Genomic DNA, 18,655 nt, shown 5'->3' with positions numbered 1-18,655 from the left:
TAATTCTCTATCTTTAGATAGATGCCATATACTCGCCCGGTGTAAATTTTTGAATAAAAACACCATTAAATCTGTCTTGAGGAAGACGGAATAAGTGTATTATAGATAACAGCAATTTTGAGGAAACTATAACCAAAGATAGTTTGTTAATGAGTTAGCTTAAGCTTAATATTAAACTATAAGCGAAAGACCTTTTTGAAAAGATAACTCAGGAAAAAATCATGACTAATCGCCAACCAACACCGCCCGAGAGTGAAATTAGCAAATCAACACCAACCGACAAAGAAATCGAAGCTAATATGGAAGCCCCCCACTACGACAGGGGCATTACTCCTGCTGAGACAGCAGCGCGCCAAGAACGCGAAGGTGCTAACTTCATGCACGCAACCACCGAAGCAAAGCAGAAAAGCGCCAAAACAGACGACCAAACCGATAACGAAAGCATTAACACTACAGATGGTTATACAGTAGACCAAGAAGGTCTGGTTAACAATTACGCGATCGAACCGGAAATGTACATCAACGAACCGGGCGATTTGAAAGCAAAAGAAGAAGCCGAAGCAGCAGAACGCGCTCGAATTCTTGCGGAAATCAAAGATAAAAAAGGCGAGGAAGGAAAACTGACAGAAGAAGCAGACACCCGTCACAAAGGGCCAGGAATTATCTAGATTGTCTGGTTGATAGTTGCACCTCAGCGCGCGAGGTAGCAACTCGAAAGGGCGCGGATTTTTTTAGATACGGGAAAGGTCGATCGACCTTTCCCCTAAAATCCGGGCCCTATTTTGCTTGAGAATGCTGTGACATATATCCCGATGCCTAAAAATTACTCAAGCCCTAACATTTTGCCTCAGCCAATTAAACTTTGCCTGAGCTAGGGCTAAATTTTGCATAATGCTAGGATTGATATCCTCGCGCTCTAATTCTGGTTGATCAAATTCTTCTATATTGCGCCCATATTCTATATGTCTAATTGTACCGCGCATCCTGTCTGCCAAACAGAGCGAAATTCCATAATAAAAACGGGAAGCAAAACCCATATCTTGTTCGAGTTTGACTACTAACTGCCGCCGGGGAATTGCCAGCAAGTGAGTTTTTTCGATCGCCTTTACCGTAGCCAAAGGAGGGCGAGCATCAATAAAAGAAACTTCTCCCACAAGTTCACCGCTAGCTATTCTAGCGAGTTCTTTCGTCTCTTGGGCTTCGATCGAAACGCTCAAACTCCCTTCCAAAACAATATATAACGCATCTATCTGTCTCCCTTCAAAAATCAAAATCCCGCCCGCATCGAGAACTTCCCTTTTACCTTTTTGGATGATCCAGTCAATATCATCATTATTTAACTGGCTCAAAATAAAAAGTGCTTTTTTTCTGCTGCTGCTGTGTGGCATAAATTTAGCTCCCGATCGCTTCTTTATATAATCATCTTTCGTCTGCTCGTTACCAGTCGGAGCGACAGTAATGCAGATCCGGATGAAGAGCCTTTCTTTACCTCTGCGCCTCGGGATAGAAAAAATTGTGGCAGATGTTTAAGTTATTAAATTTTCGTTCCCAATCGCTGAGGCATCGCGTTGAATAATTAATCTTTCAATAATAGCATTTGTTGAATAAATTTTTTGAACTCGATCGGCATTCACAACAGATTGCAAATTTCTTGTCTGACAACCGATCGGGTTCGCCCCACAGCTTTCTTTGGGGATGGGGCGCCCGAAACAATTCTCAGCGCCCCGTTTAGCTCGCTAAATCAATCGCAAATCAGGATAGCCGGCCAACATATCATCAGCAGTGAGAGTGTCGCCGCTAGCTTGAGGAGTCCACAGCACCTCAACCGCCAGCAACTGCTCGCTCGATACTCCACCAATCTGGCGCAAAGCTTGGCGCAAATCTTCAGAGTTTTTCACCGAGGGCAATTCCAATTTGCCTTGAGTACCGACAATCACCGTCACCACAATAAATTCACCGGGAGCGGAATTCAAATCGGAAGTAACCAGCGCGCCGTTTTCCTGCAAACCAGGCAAGATATTGCTGCTCCCTGCCTGCCGGAGCTGATTGTTATAATTCGAGAGCGTTTCTTCAGAAAACTTACTGCGTTCTGCCAAAGAAAACTGGTTAAATTTAGCTTCGGCTGCTTCCAAGCGAGTTTGCATAGATTCAGCGCCCGCGTAAACCCAGTATTCAGGATGGCGCAGCATCGCCAGAGTAGATTCTTGCAGCACTTGAGCGCGACCGACTGCTGTATCGGTATCCGCTGTGCGCGCTAGGGAGTCGAGTTCGGCTTGCAAACTGCGGGCCTCTGCTAACAAACCCACTTGCAAGCGGGCCACAGATACCGTGGTGCTAGAAACGCTGTTGCCGAGTTCGTCAGTTCCACCCCGGGCGCTGCGGAAGCTTTGCACCAGAAAATTGGCGATCGAAATAAAAATCAAAATCGAGAACAGGCCGCCAAATCCGCCGCCAAATCCAAAAAACGGCAGCAAGAACGGGAAACCAAATCCACCGCCAAATCCGCCACCATAGCCGCCAGGGTAGTAACCCCCTCCAGACGGCGCGCGACTGGGAGATGAATAACTGCGCGCGGGCGCTCCAAAAGATCCGCCGCCCATACGTCCTCCGCTGCGAGCAGCCAGGGCTCCGTCAGCGTTACTGAGGGCTAGCGTCACTACCAGACCGATCGCAAATAGTGATTTCAAAAGCGGTTTGATCATCTTTGTAATTAGTTGCTTGTACATAACACCGTTACTATTCGATACATTTATAATTTACAATCTATTCTTGCGGATGGGCAACGCGGTTGTAGGGGTGAACGGTGCGAGATATCCGTACTAGCCGAACTCTCCATCGCTAGAACTCTGTCGGGGAACGACAAAGGCTAGAGAGAGTATAGATCACTAAAGTCCTTACTACGAACCACGGACGCGGATTTTACAGAACTTTACGTAGTTTCAGGGCGATCGACAAACAATAAGCTTTAGACTTTTAAAGAAATGCCCCCAGTCCTAGAAACCAGGACTTTATCCACCGTAAAAAATATTATGTTTCCAACCCACCGCCCCCGCCGCCTCCGCAACCATCCCCAACTCCGCCGGATGGTACGCGAAAATATCTTGACAACCAGCGATTTAATTTACCCTCTATTTGCCGTACCGGGGGAAGCTGTTGCCAAAGAAGTTACATCAATGCCCGGAGTTTACCAGCTATCGGTAGACAAAATCGTAGAAGAAGCAAAAGAAGTTTACGACCTTGGCATTCCCGCGATTATTTTATTCGGTATTCCTGCAGACAAAGATACAGATGCGACTGGTGCTTGGCACGACTGCGGCATCGTCCAACAAGCTACCGCAGCAGTGAAAGCCGCCGTACCCGATTTAATTGTCATGGTTGATACTTGTCTGTGCGAATATACCAGTCACGGTCACTGCGGCTATTTGGAAGTCGGAGATTTAAGCGGCCGAGTTTTGAACGATCCCACACTAGAATTGCTCAAAAAAACCGCCGTTGCTCAAGCTAGGGCGGGTGCAGATATTATTGCACCTTCGGGAATGATGGACGGTTTTGTCGGAGCAATTCGCGAAGGATTGGACAGTGCCGGATTTGAAGATGTTCCTATCATGTCTTACGCGGCAAAATATGCCTCAGCTTATTATGGCCCGTTCCGGGATGCGGCGGATTCTGCTCCTCAATTTGGCGATCGGCGCACCTACCAAATGGATCCCGGAAACGGCAGCGAAGCTCTCAAAGAAATTGCTCTCGACATTGCCGAAGGCGCGGATATGCTGATGGTTAAACCGGCTTTAGCATACATGGACATCATCTGGCGCGTCAAGGAAGCAACTAACCTACCAGTTGCGGCTTACAACGTTTCTGGAGAATATGCGATGGTGAAAGCCGCCGCCCTCAACGGTTGGATTGATGAAGAAAGAGTAGTGATGGAAACCTTGACAGGATTTAAGCGTGCTGGTGCTGATTTGATCTTGACTTATCACGCCAAAGATGCGGCCCGCTGGCTGCAAAACTGAGCCCTACCTAATGCCCCAATACGTTTGGAGTCGGAATAACGGGCGGTTGAAACCGCCTCAGCGTCAAACCAAACCCATGCTAAGCGGGTTGAAGAAAACGAGGTAAAAATTATGCGCTCATCTTCTTCAGTCCGCAGAGGCAGACTTTGCTTGAGAAGCAGCGGTTTCAACCGCCGTCCGACTTTTTTCACAAGATTTACACAAAATAGTATTAATAATCACCGAAATTAGTTAGACAATATGTATGAATAACAATAGTTTTGTAAATCGGGAATTTAATTGTCGATAGTTCCCCAACAAAATCAACTATACCGGTTAAGGCAGTAAAAGTAACAGAGTTTAGATAAAACTTAAAGGCACATTGAGCATGACATCAACCAGTAGGGATTCCAGTCACATTCAATTTTGCATAGAGCGCGATCGCGCGGACATCGTACAAATCCAAGAACTATTTAAAGCAGCCGCCTTTTGGGCGAGGGAACGCAAGATAGAAGATTGGGAAATTGCGATCGCCAATAGCGAACCAGTGGTAACAGTTTGGGATTCCTCGCGGGCGATCGGCTTTGCTAGAGCCACATCCGACGGCATCTATCGAGCCACCATCTGGGATGTCGCCATTCACCCAGATTACCAAGGTGCAGGACTAGGCCGCAAATTAGTCCAAACCGTCTTGAGTCATCCTCGGATGTGCCGAGTAGAGCGAGTTTACTTGATGACAACCTACAAACAAAGCTTCTACGAGCGCATCGGTTTTCAGCCCAACGCCAGCACCACAATGGTACTTGAAAATCAGCTTTTAGACGAGAATATCGAATTAGAAATTGGCAAGGGCGAATTGCTAATTTCTAATTGTTAAACAAGCACAAAAGTTACACCAAAATCTCTAAATAGTATGGCGTGCAATGCACACCATACTATTTACAAATAATTTACCTCTTCCCTCCCTCCATTAAATCCATTACACAATCCGTTTCCTTCTTCCTGATGACTAATGACTAATGACTAATGACTACTGACTACTGACTAATGACTACTGACTACTGACTACTGACTACTGACTACTGACTACTGACTACTGACTAATGACTACTGACTACTGACTTCTTCACAAAGTTGCCAAAGGAATAGAACACTGAGTGCGATTAAAATTCGACTCTTCAGACTCAGAAGGCACAGCTAGAACCTCCAACTTTCCATTCATCAAACTTAACAAAGTCTGATTCATCAATAACCTCATGCCAGAAGACACCTTAGAATTATCGCTGTTGTTATTAGCATCCGACACCAAATCGTGTTTTAGCAAATCCCAAGACTCGCTCCAAGCACTAATTGAACGCTGATCGTCCACCCAAATATGAACGCATCCAGATTCCGGCGAACAATGGGCCGAAACAGAAATACTCCCCTCATCCATCTGAGCAATAGCAGTATCTACCAAATTAATTAAAACTTGCCGAAACCTGGGCAAATCTGCCAATACATAAATCCCCGGATCGGGCGGCAATATCTCCAAACGAATGCTGCGATTAGCAGCTTGCAAGTAAGTTAAATCATCAACTTCATCAAACACCTTAGCTAACTGAATCGGCTCAATATCCATCGTGTCAGTGCCGTGTTCAGTTTTAGCAACAGAGATAATTTCATCTATCAATTTCACCAGCTTGAGTGCTGCAACGTGAGCTTGTTCGACAAACTCTCGTTCCTCTGCAGGATCGTCGCACAAATCCGACAGAATTAATTGCAGCGTACCAATCATAGTGCTCAGGGGCGATCGCAACTCGTGAGAAGTTCGAGCCAAAAAGCCCCCCTTAAATAGACTCATCTCCGATGCCATCTGATAAGCCAATTGAGTTTGCTTCAGTTGCTCAGCCAAGGCATCAAACTTCTCTAAGTTAATTTCTTGAGGAGTTGGCGGCATAGGGGACACAGGTTCTGGCTGTTGCGAGCTTTTTTGTCGCCCGCGCCAAATCAAACTGCTTCCCCAACCCAGTCCTAATCCCATACCTAAATATATCAAGTCGCTCCAGCCGATCGGCGCCATATTGCTTTGCCTAGGAGTTTAGCTTTTAGCATTTTAGCTCGATCGCGCCCTGTCGCAAGATTTCCCAATCACCACCAGTCCATTTCGCCACAGTCGAAGGCAAACTCGAAGCTGTTGTTGCTGTTGTTAATTCAGCAGCAACTAATGTCAAGACTTCGGGAAACTGCGCTTCTATTTCTGCCACCGACGACCGAGGCGCTTGGCCGGATAGATTAGCACTGGTAGTAGCCAAAGGGCCTGTCTGCTCTAAAATCTTGAGGGCGAGGCGAAAATTAGGCACTCGTACTCCGATTGTAGTGCGATCGATCGCATTCATCGCCCGTGGCACCAGTGGCGAAGCCGGCAGCACCAAAGTTAGCGCCCCAGGCCAATAGGATTGGGCCACTTGCTGCCACAATGTTAATTCTGCCGGACTCCCCTGCACGTAGGGCCACAAAGCTTGGGGCGATGCTGCCATCAAAATCAGCGGCTTGTCTTGACTGCGCTGTTTAGCTGCAAAAATCAACTCCGCGCGATCGGGCCGCGCCGCCAAAGCGGGTACAGTATCAGTAGGAAAACTGACAATATAATCTCCTGAAATTGCCCCTTGAATCAAGGAGTCGATCGAAACTTGAGTCATCCGATTTTAGAGGGTAGATTTTAGAGGGTAAAATTGCGCCGCCATTTTCTTTAAAAAATTTTAGTGGCTTTTCTCCATATTATTTTCCAACAATTTACGGAAATCGCACAATTGCTCTTCACCGCTGAATGCACGCTTGGGAACTATAATACACTGCATATTTGACACAGGATAGAGAGACGGCATCGGATAAATCATGAATAAACTGCTAGTTTCGACAAAAAGTGTAAAAGCTTCCCATTTAAAAGTTTCTTGCCAAGTAGGAGTATTAACTATCAGCCGTTCTTCTATCACTTCCACAGTCATAGTTTCTCCCTCGTTCGTCGAATTCTTGAGAATTGGCGCCTTTATCTCTACGCCTGTTACGGGCTTCTCTCTATCTATATATTCTCTATATTCTATATCTATGTCTGTTGTGCTTGTTTTTACAAAAATTTTGCACAAAACAGGCATGACCACCAAAGAAATGCCCACCACTAAAAAGCCCTTCTCTTGACAAACTATTCCCAGGACAAGAAAAAACAACCCTGTTAGAAATACCCACTTATGAATGGAGCGCTTTCTCGATTCTTCCGAATTTGAGTATTTTTTTAAATCCACCCCAATAACTTCGTTGCGATCGCTAGAATTAAGTTGAAAGTCTAACTTCATTACTTTCTATCTAACTATTAAGAACTGGAACAATCTTGCTGCATAGAAATTCTCTCAACGCTTGATGCTGCTCTGGTTTAAAGGCACGTTTTGGGAAAAAATGCTGGGAGTCGGAAAAATAGATAATGAACAAATTTTCGGTTTCTGAAAAATGCGAGTAAAATTGCCACTTGAGTTTGAGACTAACTTTAGCAGTTTCCAACTCCAGTCCAGATTCAGTCACTTGGAGAGTAACCAAGTCGTGCCAAATATTAGTTTTCTGTATCCAACTACGGAGGTGAAAGATGCCAAAAAATTCAAATATCCAATAAAGCAGTTGGCCAATTGTCCACATTAAAAACCAAGGAAAAAAATAGGACGCTGGAATTCCAGGTTTGAACCAAAGTCTAATCTGTAAGAAAATTACAGGCCAAAATAAACCCAGATCGCGCGACATGATATTACGCCGCTCTACGAACTTCACCAGAGGGATATAGCAGATGCTAAAACCGATAATGAAATAACCCCATAGGGGATTTAAACCTACCAGAATATAGGCAATTCCTCCCGCCGCAATAACTACAGCCCGAGTCCACAACTCGAATTTCGAGAAAGGCACTAATTTCGTGGAAATTCTACTCGCTTCTAAATATTCTTTGAAAGTAAACTGGTATTGCAGCCTCACCGTGATACCTCTGACTGAGCGCGATCGCAGTTTTTACGCCAACTATATCTCAAAATCCAGCAAGCAGAGTCTAGCAATTCTATCTTTCCTGGGCTTGTTCCCTAAAGACGATAGGCTAGAGCAAACCGATCGATTCCCGCTAAATCAGAAAATATCTGAACTTGACCATAACTCCCGTGACTTTGCAGCATCTGTGCTATTTGCTCAGCTTGTCCCGCCATCATCTCCACCAACCAAACTCCCCCAGATTCTAAATAATCGGGAGCCGTTTCTACCAAATGCCGGATGCAATCTAAGCCATCAAAACCGCCGTCTAAGGCTAGGTGAGGTTCGTGCTTCAAAACTTCCGGTTGCAGAGTCAGCACGGTGCTGCTGGGAATGTAAGGCGGGTTAGACACCATGCCGCTAACTTTGCCCTTCAGAAATTCTAGGGGTTCCCACCACAAACCTTGATAAAAATTAACTCGCGAGCCAAAACCCAAATTTTCAGCATTTTGTCGAGCCACTGCCAAAGCTTCCGAACTGCAATCTACTGCATAAACTGTAGCATTTGTCAACTCCGAAGCTAGACCGATCGCGATCGCCCCGCTACCCGTACCCAAATCCACCCAATGGGATTTTGGATCGATTGAACAACTTTTAACAGCATCCACAGCCAAATCGATCAGCAATTCCGTTTCAGGACGAGGAATTAGCACCGCCGGCGTTACTTTCAGCGAAAAATTCCGCCAATGTGCGACTCCCGTCAAATACTGCACAGGCACCCGTTCCTGCAAGCGCTGCTCCCACAATAGATCGAGTTCAGGTAAAGACAACTTTAATTCAATTTTTGGCAAATCTTTAAACGACTCCAAACGCAGAGCCAATTTATCCAAACCTGCCAGCTCTTGCAGCAGCCAGTCGAGTTCTGAATTGGGAATGTCACAGGCGATCGCCTCCGTCTTAGCTTGATTCACCCACTGCCACAACTCTAAACCAGAAACAAATATCAGATTTTTTAGTAATTGAGAATTAGTCATTTGTTATTTGTTATTGGTTGTTGGTTATTGGTTGTTGGTTGTTGGTTATTGGTTGTTAATTGCTAGTTGCTAGTTATTGGTTATTTGCGATTGGCTGTTTTTTATTGGTTGTTAGTTATTAGTTGTTAGTTATTAGTTGTTGGTTATTAATTATTGATTATTGGTTATTGATTATTGGTTATTAGTCATCTTGCCCGCTCGCGAAGTCGAAGGGTAGTCATTGGTCATTAGTCATTTGGAATTGGTAAATAGTAGGTTGAGTCGAGCAGTCCAACCTACTAACTCAGTCCTGAATGCAAAACCTAATTATGTAGGGTTCGATTCACACCGCACCTTACCACTATTATCAGTAGTGCCTAAAACCACTTCTTGCGTAAATTCTGTCTGTAACTAATGACTACTGACTAATGACTACTGACTAATGACTACTGACCAATGACTAACAGTTAGCGAGTCGGTCGAGCTGGAGCCGGAGAGGCTGGAGCCGGAGAGGCTGGGGCCACCTGTGGATTTTGGCCAGCACCGGCGGGTTGGAGCGATCGCACAAATTCCAGCGACTCCCGCGACGGCACCAAAATCATTTGGGTCAAAAACTGGTCGTTTTCAGTACGCAGAGCTTCCAAAACGCTTTCCAAGTTCACAACCTCAATCTTAATCGAGGTCGTTATGTTGGGTTGCTGCTGCTTAAAACGCTCCACCATTCCCAGCAATTCTTCCTTATTAAAAAATAAAGGAATCACCTCTTGCTGGCCCCGTTGAATCGTCAAATAACCATTTTCCGCGCCCCCTCTGGCCAAAAACAGAGGTACACCGTTGAATTCGTTAACTTGTTGCCCAGTCTGCTGAAGTACAGTTTTAGCCGACTGCACCTGCTGCGGAGCCGGCACAAAAGCAAACTGCACCTGATCCGGCTTGCCTTTATTGGCTTGAGTGATTTGATAAATTTCCCCCAGCGACACCGGCATCACGCGCACCGATGCAGCCAACTGAGGATTTCTGGTTTTGAGCTGATCGACAAAAGCTTGAGCATCTTTCTGGCTGATAAAAATTCCCGCCACCGAAGCATTGCCAGTTTGACCTTGACCTTGTTTGGGTACAGAAGCGATCAGGGGCGCACCTTGAGCATCTGTAATTGTAAATACCGGCACCGATCGCAATTTTTCCAAAATTTGTGGTTCGGGAATTGCCAGTGCAGACATCTTACCCATTGGCTGCGGCCCGAGCAGAGCGCAGCCGACAATTCCCAATATTGCGCCGAAACGAACTAATGATTTCATGTTTTTCCACCAGGAGCAGTTCTGAAACACATTAACGCAAAGACTGACACCTTGACACGATCGGCAAAAACTGCCTCAATCTTTTTACATTTTGACTAAATGTAAAACTCAGAGACTGTTTCTGTTTCAATCTATCTATTATTTAACATTGTGCGATCGGGATGACAGGATTTGAACCTGCGACATCCTGCTCCCAAAGCAGGCGCGCTACCAAGCTGCGCTACATCCCGTTGTGATAGTTAGCTATCCTTTAACTATTAACACACAACACCCTCAGTTTGTCAAGCTTTTTTTTATTTTAGCTTTGGGTGCTGGGCCGAAGTTACCTTCAGTTTTTGCTATGTGACAATAGTTGCACCACTTCAAAGCAGCCATGCTGCGAAACATCTGGAGCGTAAATGACCCCGCCCAAACACGGATACAGTTTCCCGCAGGGTTCTCGCGAACAGGTAAAAATTTGAGACTAAAGTTCCTGCTTTGGTGATTCACCCAGCAGCAAGCAAATCTCCAATACCCGAATCGACTTACCGCAGCGCAGGGGGCGAGGAGGTGTTAGCAGCGTCGATATTGAATGCTGGACTTTGCTCTCAAAAAATCAACGCCGATTTGCACCTGACTGGCTAATCTGGATACCAAAACATACCTTTAATCCCCTCCGGATCGGACATAAAGCCCAAATTTCGGTAAAAATCCACCACTTGAGGGTCAGCAAATAAAGTAATGTTGCTGATATCTTCACTGCGGAGTTTTTTAATGATGTATTGCATCAGCGCTTTGCCCATGCCTTTACCCTGGTAGTCAGGATGAACTACCACATCCCAAAGCGTGGCATTAAAAGCATGGTCTGAAGTCGCTCTGGCGAAACCCACCAGCCGTCGCTGGTTGCCACGCATCTCCCACATAGAGACGACTAGGAAGCTGTGCTGAATAGCTTTTTTGACTTTACGCAGGGGACGGCGAGACCAACCCACTGCATTACAAAGTTCTTCGAGTTCGTAGAGATCGATGTCCCGATCGCAACTGAAAAAGATGCGAGCATTGCCACTGGCGGGTTTGCGAAATGTTGGGGAAAGCGGATCGCCTAACCCGACGGCCACATCTTCCTCAAATTCCGCTGTTTGGGATACAGAGGCAGACTCAGGACTACTAAATAAGTTTTTCCAAAAACCCATGCAGGCGCGGTTGAGGTAGTAGAAGTTGGACTACGTGAAAGAAAACCCGACAGACAAACCCACTCCGAGTGGCGTGGGATAAATTACGGGTAGCCTTTTGAGCAACAGTTTACGGTAAACTCATCTTACGCCGAAAGCAGCGATTTGTCGTCTAACATTGAGTCTGAGCTTTTTTTGATTCTCGTCAAGTTAGGGAGAAATGTTCTGCAAGCCTGTGCTCGAACAATCCGCTCTTAAGGTAAAATTTGTTGCTGGCTCACGACAGAGGCATTTTGGGAATTGCTTCTTTTAAGTGCTGCCGATCGCGCCGGAACTTATACGCTGGCTGGGAAATACGACCCGAAGATCGCAACCGTGACCTTCTGGTAATACATTCTCACACAGATTTTACCCACCCAACAACGGATATCGTGCCACTTACGACCGTCGTGGAGAGATAGAAATTTTAGACAAGAGTTCCAACTCCCAGATTCATCTGTGGAGTAAATCTACAATCTAAAATCTACTGACCTCTGGTTTTAGTTTAGAGGCGATCGCAATTTAAGTCCGATCGTCAAATCGAAAATCCCATTGCCATAAGGCATGGGAGAGCAAATACCTAGTATATCTCCCGCACCTTCCCCTCAATTATGGCTTCGGGTTTAAAACCATCTACCCTAGAACTTCTCAAGCGCTTTAACCGAGCGTTTCCACAGTTTTACGAGCAATTTGTCAGCAGCGAAATCCAACTGCAAAACCTCAAATTAGCTTATCAGCTTTACAAAACTCGGCAAGCAGTCATCGAAATCAGAGCCGAAGGTAATAAAAGTGCCCTGCATTTTGCTTACCGGAACCAATCTTTTCTCCTGAGCGACATTTTTGGAGTATTGGCGGCCTACGGGCTGACCATTCACAGTCTGAGTCTGTACGGTCAAATTTACCCGCCAATGCTGGTATTTATCAAATTGGTAGTATCTCGCGGCGGCAAGGTGCTGGCAGATAAAACAGCAGAAAATGTCTGCAGGGCAGTTCGAGAGGCCTTGGCTGGCCATTTTGAGGTTGAAGAGATGTTGGCTGTGGAATTTAATCTAGACGCGGGTTTGGAGGATGTGGCAACTGAATTTTACGTCGATCCGGTTTTCCACTTGCCAGCTTTGCTGATAGAAGCTGATAATCAGCCTGGACTTTTTTACAAAGTTATGTATGCCATCTGGCAAGAGGATTTGTTGGTGGTAAATGCTAATTTGCTGGTTTGGCGGGGGCGAACTCGCCTGATTCTCTACTTGTTGGGGCCCAATGAAAGTTTAATTCCTGAGTATCTGGGCCAGAAAATCGCTGAGGGGGTCAGACAAAGATTGCTGGGCGAGCGATTTTAGGTGGTTGGCAGCGGGCAGTTGACTGTTGGCAGTTGTAGTTGGCGATCGATCTGTTCTTGAGCGTTGATTTCGGGATAGGATAAATGTATGGCAACCATCGACATCCTAGGGGTTCGGCACGCTTGCGATCTGACGGCTCCGACTGCAACTTCTCCGGTTCTGGTATTTGTCCACGGCTGGCTGTTAAGCCGCCGCTACTGGCAACCTGTGACCGATCGCTTGGCACCAAACTATCAGTGCTTGACCTACGATTTGCGCGGGTTTGGCGATTCTCAACCGGACGGCGACGGCCATCCGGGGCCTTCGGAACCGCTCGATTCCTGCTACACTCCCGCAGCTTACGCTCGCGATTTGGAAATTTTACTCGAAAAACTAGATATTTCTAATGCTTGGTTGGTGGGGCACTCTCTCGGCGGTACGATCGCTCTTTGGGCCGCCAGTCAATTGTCCGATCGCGTTAAAGGTGTCGTCTGCATCAATGCAGGCGGTGGCATCTATCTAAAGGAAGAATTCGAGCGCTTTCGAGCGGTCGGCAAGCAGCTAGTAAAAATGCGTCCCCGCTGGCTGTCTCACTTGCCGCTAGCAGATTTCGTGTTTGCCCGCGATTCTGTGGCAAGATCGATCGGCAGATGTTGGGGAAGGCAGCGCTTGATAGATTTCGTGGCAGCCAATCCTGACGCAGCTTTGCGGGCTTTGTTGGACTCCACCACAGAAGCGGAGATTCACCTCTTGCCGCAAATAGTGTCCCAACTCAAGCAGCCTGTTTATTTTATTGCCGGCAGTAAAGACAAAATTATGGAACCAAAATACGTGCTGCATTTGGCTAGCTTTCACTGGATGTTCCAAGGTTGCGGCGAGAATGTCCTTCAGATTGATAGCGGTCATTTGGCAATGGTGGAACAGCCGGATGCAGTGGCTAGTTACTTGCAAAATATTCTTCACGAACACGCTTAAAGGGCATGGGGCATGGAGCATGGGGCATCGGCCAAACAGGGCATGGGCATCGGCCAAACAGGGCATGGGGCATGGGAGGTTATTGGTAACTAATAACCAATAACCAATAACCAATAACCAATAGCCAATAACCAATAGCCAATAGCCAATAACCAGTAACCAATAACCAATAACCAGTAACCAATAACCAATAACCAGTAACCAATAACTACTGCCTTCTTCCTTAACCTAAAATCTGTTATGTTTAAATAAGTAACTCTGCCCGATCGCCCTCTCGACAGAGATTCTCAATCAATAGTGGCTTTCAACTCTAAATTGTAATTCTACTTAAATATCTGTGCGCGTTAACCTCACCGATCGGCAACAACACATCCTTTGGGCAACGGTTCGCCACTACATAGCTACAGCGGAACCCGTTGGCTCAAAAGCTTTGGTTGACGAATTCAACCTCAGCGTCAGCCCAGCTACAATTCGCAATGCTATGGGGACTCTCGAAAAAGCTGGACTGCTATATCAGCCCCACACTTCGGCCGGACGAATCCCCTCTGACTCCGGCTACAGAATTTATGTAGACCAGTTGATTCAGCCCTCTGATACCCTCGCCCGCAAGGTGGAACAGGTACTAGACCAGCTCAACTGGTCAGACGGCCGCATGGATGCCGCACTCCGCGGCGCTGCTCAAATCCTGGCAACTATCAGCGGCTACATTGCCATGATCACGATACCGCAAACCAATACGGCTTGCTTGCGCCACTTGCAACTGGTGCAGCTAGAGGCGGGAAAGGTGATGCTGATCGTGGTGACTGATGTTTACGAAACTCATTCGGTGTTGGTGCAGTTACCCAAGCACGCAGATGGTAGCTGGCCAGATGAGGCAATTGTCGATCGCCAATTGCAGATTTTGTCAAATTTTTTGAACACCAAGCTGCGGGGGCGATCGATCTCGGAACTCTCAACTGTAGACTGGAGCGAGTTAGATCGAGACTTTGAACTCTACGCAGAATGGATGGAAACCATGCTGGCTGCTTTGAGCAGCCGCCAAAGCAATCCCACCTACACGCGAATTCTGATTGGCGGTTTGGCAGAAGCCCTGCGCTTGCCTGAGTTTTCGCAGTTGCAGCAAGTGCAAACCCTGGTGCAATTGCTCGAACAAGAGCAGGAACTGCTTTGGCCTTTGATTTTTGAATCGCCGGATTTGGAGAAGTCAGGGAAGCGGGTAACGGTGCGTATTGGCTCGGAAAATTCCTTAGAACCAATTCGCGGCTGTACTCTGATTTCTTCGATTTACCGCCGGGGATCGGTGCCGGTGGGTAGTGTTGGGGTTTTGGGGCCGACGCGGATGGTTTACGAAAATGCGATCGCGGTGGTGGAAGCTGCAGCAGATTATTTGTCGGAAGCTATGGGCGGAAATCGAGTTAATTTTCCAGAAGGATAAGCTGTGACGGCATTTGAATTTAATTTTGGGGCGGGCTAAGAGTGCCCGCCCGACTCATGGTTTCGAGAAATAGGGTTTTGAAAGTTAGATCCCACATTCGGCACCCTCAATTGTTGCTCGTTACGAATAAGAGCCTGGTAATGCAGATAGGCAAGGCTCTGCTTCTCTTTACCTCGCGGCTTGTGGAAAGAGAAAAGCGCGGCCGATGTTTAAGTTATTAAATTTTTGTTCCTTAGATCCCACATTCGACACCATCAACTGTTACGTTCGGTTTTTACGGTTTTAGATATAGCATTTAAGCTATAAATTATACTTTAAACCGTATATTTACGCAAATAAATCGGGAATAAGCCCGATCGCTCGCTGAAACAATCGATTATTCTCGGTGATTGTACTGTGAAACAGCCAGGGTAAGGAATATGGGTTAATACCTTGTTAGATGCACGCTAATGCGATCGCCCCAAGTTGAAGTAATTTGGTTTTTTTTGTGCCCTAAAGCCGCTTGCAACATCGAAACAACCGGGGTTGATTGACAAAAAATCTTGGCTTTCAGGTTCTGGTTGGGCCAAGAAACTAAACCACTCGCGCTTCACGAGAGATTTTTATTCTAAAAAACGGGGTTTCTGCCTCCCTGGGTCGATCGCAAACAGTGAGGATTTGCAGGCGATTAAGAGCTCGATAGCTTAGTTTCTCGCTGGGAGATGGCAAGTGGGGCGATCGCACCTTGGCGATCCAAAAATTAAGGAAACTGGACAGACAATGCTAGGGAGGCACAAGTCAGTAAAATTTCCAAATATTAAGACATTTTAGAGAGTTCGTCAAAAACAACTAAAAAAGATTAGTGTTGATATGAAAGCTATATTTCTTTTGGAAATAGCTCTGGTTAGACAAATGCAAATAACTTGCAGTAAATTTAGCTTGATTGCGGCTCCATCAAAGATTTAAACGCTGAGTTAAGATCGAAACTCAATTTAGGGAATTTTCTTTTAGCATTCAATGAAATCGACCGATCAAACTAAGAATACCTTTGCAATTACAACGCCTCTGTACTATGTAAACGATTTACCTCACGTTGGCAGCGCTTACACGACTATGGCCGCAGATGCCCTAGCCAGATTTGAGCGGCTGCGGGGCAAATCGGTCTTGATGATTACTGGGACTGACGAACACGGGCAGAAAATTCAGCGCACCGCCGAAAGTTTGGGACGATCGCCCCAAGCTCACTGCGACTTAGTAGTTCCGGCCTTTGAAACTCTGTGGGAACAACTCTCTATCCAGTACGATCGCTTCATCCGCACAACTTCGCGCCGCCACGAGTACATTGTCAAAGAATTTTTCCAGCGCGTCTGGAACTCCGGCGACATCTACTTGAACCAGCAACAAGGCTGGTACTGCGTCTCCTGCGAAGAATTTAAAGATGAGCGGGATTTGTTACCGGGAAATCGGTGTTCCGTCCACACCAGCAAGGAAGTTGAGTGGCGCGACGAAGAAAACTACTTTTTTCGCCTGTCGCGATATCAAGACCAACTGCTGGCCTTGTACGCAGAACGTCCAGACTTCATCGCGCCGGAAAGTCGGCGCAATGAAGTTCTCAGCTTCGTCAACTCCGGCCTGCAAGACTTTTCGATTTCGAGAGTTAATCTCGCGTGGGGCCTACCAATACCGGTTGATTCGAGTCACACTATTTACGTCTGGTTTGACGCTTTGCTGGGATATGTCACAGCCTTGCTAGATCCGGACAGCGATCCGATGTTAGAGAATGCTTTATCTAAATGGTGGCCGATTGACCTGCACTTGATCGGCAAAGATATTCTCCGGTTTCATGCAGTTTACTGGCCGGCAATGCTAATGTCAGCGGGTTTGTCAGTGCCGGGGCGCGTCTTCGCTCACGGTTTTTTGACCAAAGACGGCAAAAAAATGGGGAAATCGGAGGGCAATACTTTAAACCCAGTTGAATTGGTAAATAAATACGGCGCTGATGCAGTGCGTTACTATTTCCTCAAAGAAATTGAGTTCGGAGAAGACGGCGATTTTAATGAAACTCGGTTTATCAATATATTGAATGCTGAGCTAGCAAACGATTTGGGAAATTTGCTCAACCGCACCTTAAACATGGCTCGCAAATATTGCGGAGGCTTAGTGCCAAATGTATCAGCAGATAACATTTCCGGCGACAACCTTCTCAAGAGTATGAGCCTGGATTTGGGCGATCGAGTCGCGGGTTTTTACGAAGAATTGGCTTTTAGCAAGGCTTGCGAAGCTGTACTTGCATTAGTGAGAGCCGGGAACAAGTTTATTGACGTACAAGCACCTTGGAGTTTGTACAAGCAAGGACAGCTCGAAAGTGTCCAACAAGTGCTATATTCTGTTCTGGAATCTGTTAGACTGGCATCTTACCTTTTATCGCCGATTCTTCCTAATATCAGCACTGCTATCTATCAGCAGCTAGGTTTTTCAATTGACTTTAACGATCGGGTTGCCGTTAACAGTTCAGCGACTTTTGCAGTTCATGCTGCCTGGGGCGCAATGCCTGCCAACCAAACTCTGGGAGAACCCCAACCAGTGTTTAAGCGGCTCGAACTGTTGGAAACATTACCGTCATAGTTCGCAGCCAGCGATCGGGGTGCTATGACAGATTATGAATTAGCACTTTTTTCCTTAACCAATCTTTCATAAAAATTGAGGCATAACAATCATGTTGAATAGAATAGAAAGCAACGACCTTTTTACACCGGAACAGGTTCTCGAAAATCGGGGTCGAGTAGCAATTTTTATTGACGGCTCTAACCTTTTTTACGCGGCTTTGCAGTTGGGAATAGAAATTGATTACACTAAGCTCCTGTGCCGTTTAACTGCGGGTTCGCGGCTGCTGCGCTCTTTTTTCTACACTGGTGTCGATCGCACTAACGAGAAACAGCAAGGGTTTTTGCTGTGGATGCGCCGCAACGGCTACCGAGTGATTTCTAAGGATTTGGTGCAGTTACCAGATGGTTCTAAGAAAGCCAATTTGGATGTAGAAATTGCTGTGGACATGATGGCTTTAGTGGGGTCCTACGACACGGCCGTTTTGGTCAGCGGTGACGGCGATTTGGCCTATGCTGTGGATGCTGTGAGCTATCGCGGTGTGCGGGTGGAAGTCGTCAGTTTGCGATCGATGACCAGTGACAGTTTAATTAATGTAGCCGATCGCTACATCGATTTAGAAATGATTAAGGATGACATCCAAAAAACATCGCGCCCTAACTATGCTTACCGCCCGCTGTCGGGTCTAAGCTTGATGGAAGAACACGACGATAGATAGGGATTTGGCAAGAGGTAGTAGGGAATGGGGAATAGGAAATGGGGGATAGGCATAGGTAATAGGTAAGGGGTGGAATCATTAAAAATAAGAAGTTAAAAATTTAGATAAAGTATAAAACATTTTTAATTTTTGATTTAGTGTTTTTAATTAGCCA

General features: G+C 46.3%; 17 protein-coding genes, 1 tRNA gene and 1 pseudogene. 9 read left to right on the top strand and 10 right to left on the bottom strand.

The window, feature by feature from the left end:
• Nucleotides 1-221: 221 nt before the first annotated feature.
• Nucleotides 222-668, top strand: a complete 447-nt coding sequence (locus tag QT998_RS20380) for a hypothetical protein (protein ID WP_194070633.1) — start codon at nt 222-224, stop codon at nt 666-668.
• Nucleotides 669-827: 159 nt separating this feature from the next.
• Here QT998_RS20380 and QT998_RS20375 read toward each other — a convergent pair whose 3' ends face one another.
• Nucleotides 828-1,388: a cyclic nucleotide-binding domain-containing protein gene (locus QT998_RS20375; RefSeq protein ID WP_333091795.1), complete on the bottom strand. Its 561-nt coding sequence runs from the start codon at nt 1,386-1,388 to the stop codon at nt 828-830.
• A gap of 348 nt (nt 1,389-1,736) precedes the next feature.
• On the bottom strand, nt 1,737-2,726 hold the full coding sequence (locus QT998_RS20370) for a DUF1517 domain-containing protein (RefSeq protein WP_194070635.1): 990 nt from the start codon (nt 2,724-2,726) through the stop codon (nt 1,737-1,739).
• Nucleotides 2,727-3,029: 303 nt separating this feature from the next.
• Between QT998_RS20370 and hemB the strand changes: the two genes are divergently transcribed.
• Both hemB and QT998_RS20360 read left to right on the top strand, forming a co-directional pair.
• Nucleotides 3,030-4,013, top strand: coding sequence for a porphobilinogen synthase (hemB, locus tag QT998_RS20365; RefSeq protein WP_333117397.1), 984 nt, complete (start codon nt 3,030-3,032; stop codon nt 4,011-4,013).
• A gap of 367 nt (nt 4,014-4,380) precedes the next feature.
• Nucleotides 4,381-4,869, top strand: a complete 489-nt coding sequence (locus tag QT998_RS20360) for a GNAT family N-acetyltransferase (protein ID WP_333091799.1) — start codon at nt 4,381-4,383, stop codon at nt 4,867-4,869.
• Nucleotides 4,870-5,118: 249 nt separating this feature from the next.
• On the opposite strand, the gene QT998_RS20355 is transcribed toward QT998_RS20360, so the two are convergent.
• The 5 genes from QT998_RS20355 to prmC form a co-directional block, all read right to left on the bottom strand.
• On the bottom strand, nt 5,119-6,054 hold the full coding sequence (locus tag QT998_RS20355) for a sensor histidine kinase (protein WP_333091800.1): 936 nt from the start codon (nt 6,052-6,054) through the stop codon (nt 5,119-5,121).
• A 25-nt stretch (nt 6,055-6,079) separates the two neighbouring features.
• Nucleotides 6,080-6,673, bottom strand: coding sequence for an L-threonylcarbamoyladenylate synthase (locus QT998_RS20350; RefSeq protein WP_333091802.1), 594 nt, complete (start codon nt 6,671-6,673; stop codon nt 6,080-6,082).
• Between the two features lie 60 nt (nt 6,674-6,733).
• A complete protein-coding gene (locus QT998_RS20345; protein ID WP_333091804.1) occupies nt 6,734-7,324 on the bottom strand; it encodes a YcxB family protein in 591 nt (196 codons plus the stop codon).
• Between the two features lie 10 nt (nt 7,325-7,334).
• Nucleotides 7,335-7,988 (bottom strand): YcxB family protein, encoded by a 654-nt coding sequence (locus QT998_RS20340; RefSeq protein WP_333117401.1) that lies wholly within the window; start codon nt 7,986-7,988, stop codon nt 7,335-7,337.
• Between the two features lie 101 nt (nt 7,989-8,089).
• Nucleotides 8,090-9,007: a peptide chain release factor N(5)-glutamine methyltransferase gene (prmC, locus tag QT998_RS20335; RefSeq protein ID WP_333091807.1), complete on the bottom strand. Its 918-nt coding sequence runs from the start codon at nt 9,005-9,007 to the stop codon at nt 8,090-8,092.
• Here prmC and QT998_RS27565 point away from each other — a divergent pair.
• A pseudogene (locus tag QT998_RS27565) lies at nt 9,008-9,192 on the top strand (hypothetical protein).
• Nucleotides 9,193-9,453: 261 nt separating this feature from the next.
• Here QT998_RS27565 and QT998_RS20330 read toward each other — a convergent pair.
• The 3 genes from QT998_RS20330 to QT998_RS20320 form a co-directional block, all read right to left on the bottom strand.
• Nucleotides 9,454-10,284 (bottom strand): Tic22 family protein, encoded by an 831-nt coding sequence (locus QT998_RS20330; RefSeq protein ID WP_333091808.1) that lies wholly within the window; start codon nt 10,282-10,284, stop codon nt 9,454-9,456.
• A 156-nt stretch (nt 10,285-10,440) separates the two neighbouring features.
• Nucleotides 10,441-10,514: transfer RNA gene (locus QT998_RS20325), tRNA-Pro, on the bottom strand.
• Between the two features lie 390 nt (nt 10,515-10,904).
• On the bottom strand, nt 10,905-11,456 hold the full coding sequence (locus tag QT998_RS20320; RefSeq protein ID WP_333091809.1) for a GNAT family N-acetyltransferase: 552 nt from the start codon (nt 11,454-11,456) through the stop codon (nt 10,905-10,907).
• 629 nt (nt 11,457-12,085) lie between these two features.
• Here QT998_RS20320 and QT998_RS20315 point away from each other — a divergent pair.
• The 5 genes from QT998_RS20315 to QT998_RS20295 all read left to right on the top strand — a co-directional run bounded on the left by QT998_RS20315 (nt 12,086) and on the right by QT998_RS20295 (nt 18,501).
• Nucleotides 12,086-12,811 (top strand): hypothetical protein, encoded by a 726-nt coding sequence (locus QT998_RS20315; protein ID WP_006631881.1) that lies wholly within the window; start codon nt 12,086-12,088, stop codon nt 12,809-12,811.
• Between the two features lie 87 nt (nt 12,812-12,898).
• A complete protein-coding gene (locus QT998_RS20310) occupies nt 12,899-13,765 on the top strand; it encodes an alpha/beta fold hydrolase (RefSeq protein ID WP_333091811.1) in 867 nt (288 codons plus the stop codon).
• A gap of 331 nt (nt 13,766-14,096) precedes the next feature.
• Nucleotides 14,097-15,200, top strand: a complete 1,104-nt coding sequence (hrcA, locus tag QT998_RS20305) for a heat-inducible transcriptional repressor HrcA (RefSeq protein ID WP_442921562.1) — start codon at nt 14,097-14,099, stop codon at nt 15,198-15,200.
• A gap of 996 nt (nt 15,201-16,196) precedes the next feature.
• Nucleotides 16,197-17,804 (top strand): methionine--tRNA ligase, encoded by a 1,608-nt coding sequence (metG, locus tag QT998_RS20300; protein ID WP_333091813.1) that lies wholly within the window; start codon nt 16,197-16,199, stop codon nt 17,802-17,804.
• A gap of 91 nt (nt 17,805-17,895) precedes the next feature.
• Nucleotides 17,896-18,501 carry a LabA-like NYN domain-containing protein gene (locus QT998_RS20295; protein WP_006631885.1) on the top strand — a complete coding sequence of 202 codons (606 nt, stop codon included), beginning with the start codon at nt 17,896-17,898 and terminating at the stop codon, nt 18,499-18,501.
• The last annotated feature ends 154 nt before the right edge of the window (nt 18,502-18,655 follow it).

Origin of the sequence: Microcoleus sp. S1D4 (assembly GCF_036700765.1) — a bacterium.
In the GTDB taxonomy this organism is placed as follows: Bacteria; Cyanobacteriota; Cyanobacteriia; order Cyanobacteriales; family Microcoleaceae; genus Microcoleus.
Note: the sequence above shows the minus strand (reverse complement) of the source record. Positions and strands in the feature narration are given on the sequence as shown.